The organism is Bradyrhizobium sp. CCBAU 25338 (assembly GCF_028128965.1).
In the GTDB taxonomy this organism is placed as follows: Bacteria; Pseudomonadota; Alphaproteobacteria; order Rhizobiales; family Xanthobacteraceae; genus Bradyrhizobium; species Bradyrhizobium liaoningense.
On the sequence record NZ_LFKY01000032.1, the window covers coordinates 42,773 to 55,954 of the forward strand.

Here is a 13,182-nt window from a genome sequence, read left to right on the forward strand (position 1 = left end):
AGTCATCCCTCCATCGCGGCGGAAGGCCTAACCGGCCTCGCGGCGGCGGCCCTCACTGCCTTCGCGCCGGGCAAGCCGGCTGCGATGCAGCGCGAACAGCTCCAGCATCTTGTCGGCCGGCTTCGCGGCGCTGAACAGATAACCCTGCATCTCGGAGCAGCCGAGCGTGCGCAGCAGGCGCCGCTGCTCCTCGGTCTCGACGCCCTCGGCTGTGGTGGTCATGCGGCGGGAGGCCGCCAGGTTGACGACGGCCTGAACGATGCTGGCGGAGCCGTCGGGGCGGGCGATGTCGTCGACGAAGCAGCGGTCGATCTTGATCTTGTCGAAGGGGAAACGGTGCAGATAGCTCAGGGATGAGTAGCCGGTGCCGAAATCGTCGAGCGCGATGCGGACGCCGATGGCACGGAGCTGGTGCAGGATCGCGAGCGCGGCATCGTCGTCGCGGATCAGAACTGCTTCGGTGATCTCGAGCTCGAGCCGGCTCGCCGGCAGGTTCGACGCAGCGAGCGCCGCCATGATCTTCAGCGCCAGCGTGCCGCTCTTGAACTGCACCGGCGAGACGTTGACAGCGAGACGGATGTCGTCGGGCCAGGTGGCCGCGTCCCGGCAGGCGGTCGCGAGCACCCATTCGCCGATCTCGTTGATCAGGCCGGTGTCTTCGGCGATCGGGATGAACTCGGCAGGCGAGACCATGCCGCGCTCGGGATGGCGCCAGCGCACCAATGCCTCGCAGCCGGTGATGCGGTCGTCCTTCAGGCCAAGGCAGGGCTGGTAATAGACCTCGAGCCCGCCTTCGAGACTCCCTTGGGCGATGGCGTGGCGCAGGTCGCTCTCGAGCCGGCGGCGCTCGCGGACCCTGGCGTCCATGTCCGGCTCGAAGAAGCGGTAGGTACGGCGTCCGGCGGACTTCGCCGCGTACATCGCCATGTCCGCATTCTTGAGGATCTGGTCCAGCACCGTTCCGTGTTTCGGCGCAAGCGCAATGCCGATGCTGGCATCGGTGGTAAGATGATGGCCCATGCAGTCGAACGGCGTGCGGATGGCCTCGAAGACCCGCGCGACGAGCTCGTCGACCTGATCCAGCGACGTCACCGCGCTCTGTACGATGGCGAATTCGTCGCCGCCGAGCCGCGCCACGAAGTCCGCCGGGCCTGCACAGCGCTGGAGGCTCGCGGCTACCGATTTCAACAGCTCGTCGCCGACGAGATGGCCGAGCGCGTCGTTGACGCCCTTGAACTCGTCGATGTCGATGTAATGCACCGCGATCTGTTCGCCGTCGCGGACCGCGGCCAGCGCTTCGCGCAGATGCTCGTGGAACATGGCGCGGTTGGGCAGGTCCGTCAGCGCGTCGTAATGGGCGAGGTGGGTGATGCGCTCCTCGATGCGACGGCGCTCCGTGATGTCCTCATGGGTCGCGACCCAGCCGCCATCCGCGAGCGGTTCGTTGAGGATGTGGATCGAGCGGCCGTCGGAAGTATCGACCACCATGGAATTGCGGACATGGATGTCCTTCAGCACGAGCGCGACGTAAGCGTCGACGTCGCCGGTGAACGAGCCGGTTGCCCTGCGATGGGCGATGATGTCGTGGAAGCTGGAGCCGGGCTTCACGACCTCGGCCGACAATCCATACATCTCGATGTAGCGCTGGTTGCAGACCACGAGCCGCTGCTCGGCGTCGAACAGCAAGAGGCCCTGCGTCATGTTGTTGACGGCGCGGTCGAGCCGCTGCTTCTCCAGAGTCAGCCGTTCGCGCGAAAGGCGGTGCTGCTCCAGCAGCTTGCGCACGATCGCAATCAGCACGCCTGCGATGGCGAGCGCGGAAGAGGCGGCGACCGAGATCAGGATGCCGATCTGCTCGCGCCAGTCAGCCAGGGCCGCCGCGCGCGTCGTGCTGGCCATCATCAGGATCGGGAAGTGCGGCAGGGCGCGCGCGGAGATCAGCCGGTCCTCGCCGTCGACGGGACTCGTGAAACGGCCCGCGAAGTGATCGAGGCCGAAAATCCTCTGGTTCGCGAACGAACCGGTCTTGAAATTGTGTCCCATCAATTCGCTGGAATGGGGATAACGGGCGAGCAGCGTGCCGTCGCGATGCAGCATCGAGATTGTTGCACCTTCGCCGAGCACGACGGAGGCAAAGAATTTTTCAAAGTTGGCGGGCTCGATTCCGCGTCCGACGACACCGAGGAACTCGCCACGTGGCCCGACGATCCTCCGGGCCACCAGGATGGTCCATGCGCCGGAGATGCGGCTATGAAGCGGCTCGATCAGGACATCCGGCGAATGGGGATCGTACTTGAAGGTGCGGAAATAGGCGCGATCGGCAACGTTTACTTTTGGAGCCGGCCATGCCCTCGTCGTGTTGATCAGATTGCCTTCGGCATCGATGACGTTGACGCCTCCGATGTAGGGCAGCGCCTCGATCTTCGACCGCAGCATCTGGTGGACGTCCTCGCCCGAGAGACGCTTGCGATAATCTTCCCCGGTCATGATTCCGCTCGAGCGGACGTGGTCGACGAAATCCTTCTGGATGACCGCGAAATCCTGCAATTGCTGATCGAAATGGTGAGCGAGCAGCAGCACGGTGTTTTCCAGCTCGCGGCCGGAGTTGCGCAGCGCTCGCTCGCGGAAATTCTGCGCCATCAGGACCGAGCCTATGGCGATGGCCGCGATCAGCAGCGTGCCGCCCACCACCAGCCAGCGGATCGGTCCGCCGCGCACGAAGGCCTGGTCAAAGAAGCGACTGCCGAATTTCGTCATCATGCTGGATCATTGCCGGGCACACCTCAGGATCAATTCTTGGCCCTGGAAACACCCGTTGGTTTACGGGAACGGTGTGGAGGCAAAGTTAGCAAGCGCGGTTAACGCAACGTGAAAGGCCGCGCACAAAAGCAATCGATGTGCGCCGCGCGAGGGGGGCCGAAGCAAGCGGTTTCAGGCGCGGTAGTGGCCGGACTTGCCGCCGAGCTTCTCGACCAGGTGGATGCCTTCGATCCGCACGCCGCGCTCGACCGCCTTGATCATGTCGTAGATGGTGAGGCAGGCGACCGAGACGGCCGTGAGGGCCTCCATCTCGACGCCTGTCGGGCCCGTCACCTTCACGCTGGCCCGAACGAGGCAGCCCGGCAACGTCACGTCAGGCTCGATGTCGACCGTCACTTTCGACAGCGCGAGCGGATGGCAGAGCGGGATCAGCTCCGATGTGCGCTTGGCGGCCATGATGCCGGCGATGCGCGCGGTGCCAAGCACGTCGCCTTTCTTGGCATTGCCCGACACGATCAGGTCGAGCGTCGCCCTGGTCATCACGACGCGGCCTTCCGCGACAGCAAGCCGCTCGGTCGCGGGCTTGTCCGAGACGTCGACCATCCGCGCCTCGCCGGAGGCGCCGATATGGGTGAGGGCGGGGCCGGCCTTGGATTTGGCCGGCTTCGTCCTGGCTGGATCCGTCCTGGCTGGCTTGCGCGCCATATCAGCGCGTGCCCGTCGCGCGCGCATTCGTGTTGCGCGCGAGCAGCGCGCGCGTCGCCGCAGTGACGTCGGCCTGCCGCATCAGGCTTTCACCGACGAGGAACGTCGTTATGCCGACGCGCTCGAGCCGGGCGAGATCTTCTGGCGTGAAGATACCGCTTTCGCCGACCATCAGTCGGTCCTGAGGGATCAACGGCGCCAGCGCCTCGCTGGTCGCAAGCGTGGTCTCGAAGGTGCGCAGGTTGCGGTTGTTGACGCCGATCATCGGCGACCGCAGCTTCAGCGCCCGCTCGAGCTCGGCGCGGTCATGGATCTCGATCAGCACGTCCATGCCATAGGCGATGGCGGCGTCTTCGATATCCCTCGCGGCGGCATCATCGAGCGCCGCCATGATGATCAGGATGCAGTCGGCGCCGTGCGCGCGCGCCTCGACCACCTGATAGGTGTCGAACATGAAATCCTTGCGCAGCACCGGCAGGGACGTTGCCGCGCGCGCCGCCACCAGGAAGTCGAGATGGCCCTGGAACGAGGGCGTATCCGTCAGCACCGACAGACAGGCCGCGCCGCCCGCCTCATAGGCTCTTGCGAGTGCAGGCGGGTCGAAATCGGCGCGGATGAGGCCCTTGGAGGGCGAGGCCTTCTTGATCTCGGCGATCAGCGCATAGTCGCCATGGGCAAGCTTGCTCTTGATCGCGCGCACGAAACCACGCGGCGCGGACGCGGCCCTGGCTTGCGCCTCCACGGCGGAGAGCGGACGCGTCCGCTTCGCTGCCGCGATCTCCTCGCGCTTATAGGTCTCGATCTTGGTCAGGATGTCGGACATGCGCAATTCAGCTGTTGGAGACTGCGACCAGGTGCTTCAGCTTCGCGTTGGCCGCGCCGCTGTCGATTGAGCGGGCGCCGATCACGACGCCCTCCTTGAGGTCCTTGGCGCGGCCGGCCACGACCAGCGCGGCGGCGGCGTTGATCAGCGCCACGTCGCGATAGGGGCTCGGCTTGCCGTCGAGCACGCTTTGCAGAGCGATCGCATTGGCATCGGCGTCACCGCCCCTGAGCGCGCCGGCCTCGCAACGCGACAGTCCGGCCTCCTCGGGCGTCACCTCGAAATTCCGGATCTCGCCATTGTGGAGCGCGGAGACGAAGGTCGGGCCGGTGAGGGTGATCTCGTCGAGGCCATCGGAGCCGTGCACGACCCAGGCGGATTCCGAGCCGAGGTTCTTCAGCACCTGCGCCAGCGGCTGCACCCATTGCCGGGAGAACACGCCGACCATCTGCCGCTTCACGCCGGCCGGATTGGACAGGGGGCCGAGCAGGTTGAAGATCGTGCGCGTCGCAAGCTCGACCCGGGTCGGGCCGACGTTCTTCATCGCGGGATGGTGGGCGGGGGCGAACATGAAGCCGATGCCGCATTCGCGCACGCAGCGCCCGACCTGCTCCGGCTTCAGATCGATCTTCACCCCGAGCGAGGCCAGCACGTCGGCGGCGCCCGAGCGCGACGACAGCGCGCGGTTGCCGTGCTTGGCCACGGGCACGCCGGCGCCCGAGACGATGAAGGAGGCGCAGGTCGAGACGTTGACCGAGCCGGATCCGTCGCCGCCGGTGCCGACGATGTCGACGGCTTCGGGCGGCGCCGTCACGGTCAGCATCTTGGAGCGCATCGCGGAAACGGCGCCAGTGATCTCGTCCACGGTCTCACCGCGCACGCGGAGCGCCATCAACAGGCCGCCCATCTGCGAGGGCGTAGCCTCGCCCGACATCATGGCGTCGAAGGCGGAAGCGGCTTCGTCACGCGACAGGCTGGCGCCGGTCGCCACTTTTCCAATGATCGATTTCAGGTCGTCCATCGCGTGCTTTCAACTCACTGGTTCGCGCCGGTCACCTGCGCGAAGGCGGCCTGATTGATGGTGGTCCCGATGTCGGTCTCGAGCTTGTTGACGTAGGAGGCAACCTGCTCCTCGGTCAGGGCCCGGTCGAGGCTCTCCTTCAGCTTCTTGACCGCGTCGGAGGCGAAATCGACCGCGGGATCGACGATGTCGGTGACGCGGAAGACGATGACCTCGCTGCCGCCGCTCACGGCCGTCTGTCCGACGCCGTCCTTGGCGGTGCGGAAGGCGGCCGACACGACGGTGGCGGGCACGCCGGCGGGCGAGTCGTCGCGCTTGAAGCCGGTGGCGGTCTCGACCTTGGCGCCGACCGCGGCGGCCTCGTCAGTGAGCTTGCCGCCTGCTTCGAGCTTCTGCACCATCTCCGTCGCCTTGGCCTTCAACCTGGCCGCGATCTGGTCCTGGCGCCAGCGCGCCTCGACCTGGTCGCGGACCTCGTCGAGATTGCGGTCGTGCGAGGGCGTGATGGCGAGCACGTCGTACCAGACATAGCCGCCCTTGAACGAGATTGCGTCGTTGTCGACGCCGACGTCGGTATTGAAGGCCTGCGACACCACGTCGAGACCCTGCGGGATATTGGCGACCGGCTGGCCGTTCGGGGCGCGGCCGGAACGGTCGACGGCGTCGATGGTCACGGCGGTGAGGCCGAGCTTCTGCGCCGCGTCGATCACGCTGGAGCCGCCGCCACGCTCGTCTTCCATCTTGTCGCGGAGATCGGCGACCTTGACGCGCGCGCGCTCGGTCGCGATCTCGCGCTTGATGTCGCCGGCGAGGCTCGCGTAGTCCGCCTCTTTGCCCGGCTCGATCTTGTCGACCCTGACGATGGAGGTGCCGAGAGCGCCCTGGATCGGCTGGCTGATCTCACCGACGGGAAGCGCGAAGGCGGCATCGCCGACCGCGGGATCGAGCGAAGACTTGGTCACGAGGCCAAGGTCGACGTCGGAGGCACTCAGCCCGCGCTCCTTGCCGAGATCCTCGAACGACATCCCGCCGGCGAGCCGTTCGCGCGCGGCCTGCGCCTCGGCCGCATTCGGGAATACGATCTGGTGGATCTGGCGCTTCTCCGGGGTGCCGAGCCGGTCCTTGCGCTGCTCGAACACCTTCTTCGCGTCCTCGTCGGAGACCTCGGTCCATTTGCCGATGTCTTCCGGCGAGATCACGACGAAGGCGATCTTGCGGTATTCGGGCGCGCGGAACTGGACCTTGTGATCCTCGAAATAGGTGGCGAGGGCTTCGGGAGAGGGCGCGTCGATCTGGCCGGCTTGAGCTGCGTCGAGCCTGACGAATTCAATGGCGCGCTGTTCGTTCTGGTAGCGCGTCAGCACGTCGATCATGGTCTTCGGCGGCTCGATGCCAGCGCCGATCGTGCCAGTGATCTGGCGGCGCAGCGACACCTTGCGCTGCTCGGCGACGTAGCGCTGCTCGGTATAGCCGAAATTGCGGATCACGGCCTGGAAGCGGTTCGCATCGAAATTGCCGCCGACGCCTTTGAAGTTGGGGTCGTTCATGATGACCTGGCGGATCTGGTCGTCGGTTTGGCCGAGCCCGAGCCGGCGCGCCTCTTCGTCGAGGGCGGCTTCCGCGATGGTCTGCTGGAGCACCTGGCGATCGAGGCCGAAGGCGCGGGCCTGGTCGGGCGTCAACGGCCGGCCGAACTGGCGGCTGATCTGCTGCAGGCGGTCGGTGTAGATCTGACGGAACTCGTTGACCGAAATCTCCGTGCTGCCGACCTTGGCCACCGTGGACTGTCCAAAGCCTTTGAAGATGTCGGCGATACCCCAAATGCCGAAACTGACGATCAACACGCCCATCACAATGGCCATTATCGTCTTGCCGAGCCAGTTTGATGAGGCCTTGCGCATTCCTCGAAGCATTTGGTCCAACTTGTTTGGTCAGGAGGGGAACGGAGCGCGTCTTAATGCAGATTCCGCAAAAGCGCGTCACCAAATTGATCAATCATCATAAAGTGGCGGCTTTCCCCCCGCAACCTCGCCTCACGCGGCCCCTCGAGACTGCGGTTAAAGGCCCCAAAGCGTTTTCCAGCGAAGTGGACCCGGTTCGCTTCACGAAAACGCGTCAAAACAAGAATCTGGAACTGCCGCGACAGCTCTGCTAGCGCATCCACAAACCTCATTTTGCTGGACCTTGACATGACCGACGCCATCCGACCGCTGATTGCCGGCAACTGGAAAATGAATGGCCTGAAGGCCCAGGCTGCCGAATTCGACGCCATGCTCAACGGTGCGGCAGACGTAGCCGGCAAGGCCGACCTGCTGGTTTGCCCGCCGGCGACCCTGGTCGCCGCCTTCGCCGACAAGGCGCGGGGCAAGAAGGTCGCGGTGGGAGCCCAGGACTGCCATCCCAAGGCCTCCGGCGCCCATACCGGCGATGTCGCCGCCGAAATGCTGGTGGATGCGGGCGCAACCGCCATCATCGTCGGCCATTCCGAGCGCCGCGCCGACCACGGCGAGGGCGATGCTCTGGTCCGCCAGAAGGCCGAAGCCGCCTGGCGCGCCGGGGCGACGGCGATCGTCTGTATCGGCGAGACGCAAGGCCAGCGCGATGCCGGGCAGACCCTGGACGTCCTGCGTGGCCAGCTCGACGGCTCGCTGCCGGACGGCTCCACCGCGGCCAATCTGGTCGTGGCCTACGAGCCGGTCTGGGCGATCGGCACCGGGCTGACGCCCACGGCCAGGGATGTCGAGCAGATTCATGGCTTTATCCGGGAACTCCTGATCTCCCGGTTCAAAGACGAAGGTGCCAGAATGCGCATCCTCTACGGCGGATCGGTCAAGCCGTCCAACGCGGCCGAGCTGATGGCGGTGAAAAACGTCGACGGCGCGCTGGTCGGCGGCGCCAGCCTGAAAGCGGCCGATTTCCTTGCCATCGCCAAAGGCTGTCCTAACTAAGCGCTGCCCGACCTCGTTCAAGCCGTTGGTTCGGATCCGATCGGGGGTGGCAATACCCCTCCCGATCGTGTAACACCGCGCAACTTCAGGAAAACCCGCGAAGCGCGATCGGCCGCCGTCAGGCGCCGTCCGCTTGTGAAGGATACTATGCAGACCGTTGTCATCGTCATCCACCTCATGATCGTTGCCGTCATGATCGGCACCGTCCTGCTCCAGAAGTCGGAAGGCGGCGGGCTCGGCATGGGCGGAGGCGCCGGCTTCATGTCGAGCCGCGGCACTGCGAATCTTCTGACGCGGACCACTGCGATCCTGGCCGTCGGATTCTTCCTCACAAGCCTGTTCCTGTCCTGGTACGCCGGCTACGACCGCAAGCCGTCATCCATCATTGGCACGCCTGCGTCACAGACCCAGCCGGCCGGCGGGTCGCCGATCGCGCCGCCGACCTCGGGTGGCATCCTGGATTCGCTGAAGAAGGCCGACGAGCAGCAGAACCAGGCGCCATCGGGCCCGCAGGTGCCGCGCTCGCAATAAAGCAGGGGGGCCATGCAGGCCGGCTGCTACCGTCCTGCATCAACAATCCCCATCAAGGCACTGTCACCACTCTTAGTTCTGGCTCACCCACAGGCCCGCAAAATCTTTGGGGCGGAATACGAATCGCTTTGGCGAATCGAATTTAGGGGATTAGAGGTTAAGTCCCATGGCGCGGTACATATTCATCACCGGCGGCGTGGTTTCTTCGCTCGGCAAGGGTTTGGCTTCGGCGGCACTCGGTGCCCTGTTGCAGGCCCGGGGCTACAAGGTCCGCCTCCGCAAGCTCGACCCCTATCTCAACCTCGATCCCGGAACGATGTCGCCGTACCAGCACGGCGAAGTGTTCGTGACCGACGACGGCGCGGAGACCGATCTCGATCTCGGTCACTACGAGCGCTTCACCGGGCGGCCGGCGACCAAGGCCGACAACATCACGACGGGGCGCATCTACCAGGACATCATCTCCAAGGAGCGCCGTGGCGACTATCTCGGCGCGACCATCCAGGTGGTTCCGCACGTCACCAACGCCATCAAGGAATTCGTCCTCGACGGCAATGACGATTACGATTTCGTGCTGGTCGAGATCGGCGGCACCGTCGGCGACATCGAGGGGCTGCCGTTCTTCGAGGCGATCCGCCAGCTGAAGAACGAGCTGCCGCGCGATCACGCCGTTTACATCCATCTCACGCTGCTGCCCTATATCCCGAGCGCCGGCGAGCTGAAGACCAAGCCGACGCAGCACTCGGTGAAGGAACTGCGCTCGATCGGCATCCAGCCGGACATCCTGCTCTGCCGCACCGACCGCGAGATCCCGAAGGAAGAGCGACGCAAGCTCGGGCTTTTCTGCAACGTGCGCGAAAGCGCCGTGATCGAGGCGCGCGACGTCGACAACATCTACGCCGTGCCCGAGGCCTATCACGACGCGGGGCTCGACGACGAGGTGCTCGCCGCCTTCGGCATCGCCTCGCGTATTCCGCCGGAGCTGCGCAGCTGGCAAGAGATCAACGAGCGCATCCGCAACCCCGAAGGCAACGTCACCATCGCCATCGTCGGCAAGTACACCGGCATGAAGGATGCGTATAAGTCGCTGATCGAGGCGCTCTCGCATGGCGGCATCGCCAACAAGGTGAAAGTCAATCTCGACTGGATCGAGAGCGAGATCTTCGAGAAGGAGGATCCGGCGCCGTTCCTCGAGCACGTCAACGGCATCCTGGTGCCGGGCGGCTTCGGCCAGCGCGGCGCGGAAGGAAAGATCAAGGCGGCACAGTTCGCGCGCGAGCGCGACGTGCCGTATTTCGGCATCTGCTTCGGCATGCAGATGGCGGTGATCGAGGCGGCGCGAAACCTCGTCGGCATCGAGGACGCCAACTCCACCGAGTTCGGCCCCACCAGGGAGCCTCTGGTCGGCCTGATGACGGAATGGCTGCGCGGCAACGAGCTCGAGAAGCGCTCGCAGGCCGGCGATCTCGGCGGCACGATGCGGTTGGGCGCCTATCCCGCGACTCTGAACCGCGGCAGCCGGGTCTCGCGGGTCTATGGCGGCGCGACCGAAATCTCCGAGCGTCACCGCCATCGCTACGAGGTCAACACCGCCTACAAGGATCGGCTCGAACAGCACGGCTTGAAGTTCTCGGGGCTCTCGCCCGACGGCGTGCTGCCTGAAATCGTCGAGTACGAGGACCACCCCTGGTTCATCGGCGTCCAGTTTCACCCCGAGCTGAAGTCGCGGCCATTCGAGCCGCATCCGCTGTTCGCCTCGTTTATCGAGGCGGCGGCGAAGCAGAGCCGGCTGGTGTAGCGCGCTCTGGGCCTTTGACGATCGCGCCGTTCGTTGCGACAACTCCCTGCCGCAAGAACAACAATGCAGGGAGTGAGCTCCGATGATCTACGAAATGCGTCAGTATCGCTGCGTGCCCGGCCGTCTGCCGGCGCTGTTGAAGCGCTTTGACACGGTCACGCTGAAGATCTGGGAGAAGCACGGCATCAAGCAGGCCGGCTTCTTTACGACGCTGATCGGTGAATCCAACCAGGAGCTGACCTATTTCCTGGCCTGGGAGTCGCTCGCCGAGCGCGAGAAGAAGTGGGGCGCGTTCATGACCGATCCGGACTGGCTTGAGGCGCGCGCCAAGTCGGAAGCGGACGGCCAGATCGTCGGCAACATCGTCAGCCAAATCCTGGCGCCCACCGCTTTCTCGGCGGTGAAGTAGCCATCCCTGCCGCAGCGGGGAACCCTGGCGCAACCCTGATATTCGAACGGCCAGGGCGGAAGAGGGTTGATCCGACCCTCATCGCGGTTATGGTCGCGCCGAAACGAGGGATTTGTCTTGAGCTCTTCGAATTCAGCGGCGCCGGTCGTCACCATTGGCACGGTCAAGTTCGGCAATGATCTGCCGATCTCGGTCATTGCCGGGCCGTGCCAGCTCGAGAGCCGCCAGCATGCGCTGGAGGTGGCCTCCGCGCTGAAGGAGATCGCCGCGCGGCTGAACATCGGCCTCGTCTACAAGACCTCCTTCGACAAAGCCAACCGCACCAGCGCGTCGGCGGCGCGCGGGCTTGGCCTCGCGCAGTCGCTGCCGATCTTCGCCGAGATCCGATCCTCGCTTGGCCTGCCGGTGCTGACCGACGTGCACGAGGCCACGCAATGTGCCGAGGTGGCGCAGGCCGTGGACATCTTGCAGATCCCCGCCTTCCTGTGCCGCCAGACCGATCTCCTTCTGGCCGCGGCCGCAACCGGCAAGGTCGTCAACGTCAAGAAGGGCCAGTTCCTGGCGCCCTGGGACATGGCCAATGTGGTGAGCAAGATCACCGGCGCCGACAATCCCAACGTGCTCGTCACCGAGCGCGGTGTGTCCTTCGGCTACAACACGCTGGTCTCCGACATGCGCGCACTGCCGATCCTGGCGCGCACCACCGGCGCGCCCGTGATCTTCGACGCCACCCATTCGGTGCAGCAACCCGGCGGGAAGGGGACCTCCTCCGGCGGCGAGCGCGAATTCGTGCCGGTGCTCGCACGCGCGGCCGTTGCGGTCGGCGTTGCCGGCGTCTTCATCGAGACCCATCCTGATCCCGACCACGCGCCCTCGGACGGACCCAACATGGTGCCCCTGCGCGAGTTCGAGTCGCTGATCGCAAGACTGATGGCGTTCGACGCGCTCGCAAAGAATCCGCGCTGATGCAGGAAGGCGAGGCGCGGCCACACGATCACGGCTTGCCGCCAGCGCTCTACGTCATATCAGGCGCGAGCTTCGCCGCTGCACTCTCGGCACGTGCGCTCGATCCGGTGCTGCCGCACGTTGCCGAGGATTTTGGCGTCAGCATCGCCACTGCCGCGGGCTTTGCCGCGGTGTTCGCTTTTACCTTCTCGATCATCCAGCCGATCATCGGCGCAGCCGCCGATCTGTTCGGCAAGACGCGGCTGATGATCGGCTGCCTCGCGCTGCTCGGCCTTGCCAACATCCTGGGCGCGCTATCGTCCTCGTTCTCGGTTTTGTTCGCGACCCGCATTCTCGCCGGCATCGGCTCCGGCGGCGTGTTTCCGGTGGCGCTGAGCCTCACCAGCGATCTCGTCGGGCCCGACAAACGCCAGGTCGCGATCAGCCGCACGCTCGCCGGCGCCATGACCGGCAATCTGCTCGGCGCCTCGGCTTCCGGCCTGATCGGCGATTTCCTCGGCTGGCGTGGCGTGCTGGCGGTGCTCGGCGCGCTCGTGATCGTTGCCTCGATCGCCGTTGCGGCCGGCTTCCGCGGCGCCAAGGTCAAGCATCCGCCGAAGATGAGCCTGTCGGCGCTGAAGGCCGGCTATCGCACCATCTTCACCAATCCGAACGCCTATGTCTGCTACTCGGCGGTGTTCATCGAAGGCTGCTGCGTGCTCGGGCTGTTTCCCTACATCGCTTCGTTCCTGTTCGAGCTCGGCCAGACCTCGCTGTCGATCGCCGGCATCGTCATCGCCGGCTTTGCGGTCGGCGGCCTGTTCTACACGCTGACGGTGTCGCGCCTGCTGCCTTGGCTGGGCGTCAGGGGCATGATGATCGCGGGCATGACGCTGGTGGCCTCGCAGCTCGTCGCCGTGGCCTTCGGCCCGCGCTGGGAGGTTCAGGCGCTCAACCTCATCGTCATGGGCTGGGGGTTCTACATTGCCCATGGCTGTCTCCAGGTGTTTGCCAGCGAGCTCTCGGTCGAGGCGCGCGCCACCGCGCTGTCGCTGCATTCGTTCTTCTTCTTCATGGGGCAGACCGTGGGACCGCTCGCCTATGGCTTCGGCCTCCAGCACGGCGGCAAGGTGCCGACGCTGCTCGTGAGCGCCGCGATCATGGTGGTGCTGGGCCTCGTCTGCGCCCGACTGCTCAAGCAGCGCGCGCCGGCGGATGCGCTGGCCTGACGGACAGCGACAC

The 13,182-nt window shown here is 65.5% G+C and carries 12 protein-coding genes; 7 read left to right on the forward strand and 5 right to left on the reverse strand.

Annotated elements, in window-relative coordinates; all coding sequences use genetic code 11:
• Window positions 1-27 precede the first annotated feature (27 nt).
• The 5 genes from ACM42_RS12310 to ACM42_RS12330 form a co-directional block, all read right to left on the reverse strand.
• Window positions 28-2,760 carry a bifunctional diguanylate cyclase/phosphodiesterase gene (locus tag ACM42_RS12310; RefSeq protein WP_271528169.1) on the reverse strand — a complete coding sequence of 911 codons (2,733 nt, stop codon included), beginning with the start codon at window positions 2,758-2,760 and terminating at the stop codon, window positions 28-30.
• A 171-nt stretch (window positions 2,761-2,931) separates the two neighbouring features.
• Window positions 2,932-3,465 carry a cyclic pyranopterin monophosphate synthase MoaC gene (gene moaC / locus ACM42_RS12315; RefSeq protein ID WP_271528170.1) on the reverse strand — a complete coding sequence of 178 codons (534 nt, stop codon included), beginning with the start codon at window positions 3,463-3,465 and terminating at the stop codon, window positions 2,932-2,934.
• Between the two features lies 1 nt (window position 3,466).
• On the reverse strand, window positions 3,467-4,288 hold the full coding sequence (gene trpC, locus ACM42_RS12320) for an indole-3-glycerol phosphate synthase TrpC (protein WP_271528171.1): 822 nt from the start codon (window positions 4,286-4,288) through the stop codon (window positions 3,467-3,469).
• 7 nt (window positions 4,289-4,295) lie between these two features.
• A complete protein-coding gene (gene trpD, locus ACM42_RS12325) occupies window positions 4,296-5,309 on the reverse strand; it encodes an anthranilate phosphoribosyltransferase (RefSeq protein ID WP_271528172.1) in 1,014 nt (337 codons plus the stop codon).
• 14 nt (window positions 5,310-5,323) lie between these two features.
• Window positions 5,324-7,222 carry a SurA N-terminal domain-containing protein gene (locus tag ACM42_RS12330; RefSeq protein ID WP_271528173.1) on the reverse strand — a complete coding sequence of 633 codons (1,899 nt, stop codon included), beginning with the start codon at window positions 7,220-7,222 and terminating at the stop codon, window positions 5,324-5,326.
• A 44-nt stretch (window positions 7,223-7,266) separates the two neighbouring features.
• Here ACM42_RS12330 and ACM42_RS12335 point away from each other — a divergent pair, with 44 nt between their 5' ends.
• From ACM42_RS12335 to ACM42_RS12365, 7 genes are all read left to right on the forward strand, one after another.
• Window positions 7,267-7,464: a hypothetical protein gene (locus ACM42_RS12335; protein ID WP_271528174.1), complete on the forward strand. Its 198-nt coding sequence runs from the start codon at window positions 7,267-7,269 to the stop codon at window positions 7,462-7,464.
• Between the two features lie 34 nt (window positions 7,465-7,498).
• The gene (gene tpiA, locus ACM42_RS12340) at window positions 7,499-8,257 is read left to right on the forward strand and encodes a triose-phosphate isomerase (RefSeq protein ID WP_271528175.1); all 759 of its coding nucleotides are present in this window, start codon (window positions 7,499-7,501) and stop codon (window positions 8,255-8,257) included.
• 147 nt (window positions 8,258-8,404) lie between these two features.
• Window positions 8,405-8,788, forward strand: a complete 384-nt coding sequence (gene secG / locus ACM42_RS12345; protein ID WP_197966412.1) for a preprotein translocase subunit SecG — start codon at window positions 8,405-8,407, stop codon at window positions 8,786-8,788.
• Window positions 8,789-8,954: 166 nt separating this feature from the next.
• Window positions 8,955-10,586 carry a CTP synthase gene (locus tag ACM42_RS12350; RefSeq protein WP_271528176.1) on the forward strand — a complete coding sequence of 544 codons (1,632 nt, stop codon included), beginning with the start codon at window positions 8,955-8,957 and terminating at the stop codon, window positions 10,584-10,586.
• Between the two features lie 82 nt (window positions 10,587-10,668).
• Complete coding sequence (locus ACM42_RS12355; RefSeq protein ID WP_271528177.1) at window positions 10,669-10,995, forward strand: NIPSNAP family protein; 327 nt, start codon at window positions 10,669-10,671, stop codon at window positions 10,993-10,995.
• Between the two features lie 117 nt (window positions 10,996-11,112).
• Complete coding sequence (gene kdsA, locus ACM42_RS12360) at window positions 11,113-11,961, forward strand: 3-deoxy-8-phosphooctulonate synthase (RefSeq protein WP_271528178.1); 849 nt, start codon at window positions 11,113-11,115, stop codon at window positions 11,959-11,961.
• Window positions 11,961-13,169 (forward strand): MFS transporter, encoded by a 1,209-nt coding sequence (locus ACM42_RS12365; RefSeq protein WP_271528179.1) that lies wholly within the window; start codon window positions 11,961-11,963, stop codon window positions 13,167-13,169. The genes kdsA and ACM42_RS12365 overlap by 1 nt, the downstream gene beginning before the upstream one ends.
• Window positions 13,170-13,182 lie beyond the last annotated feature (13 nt).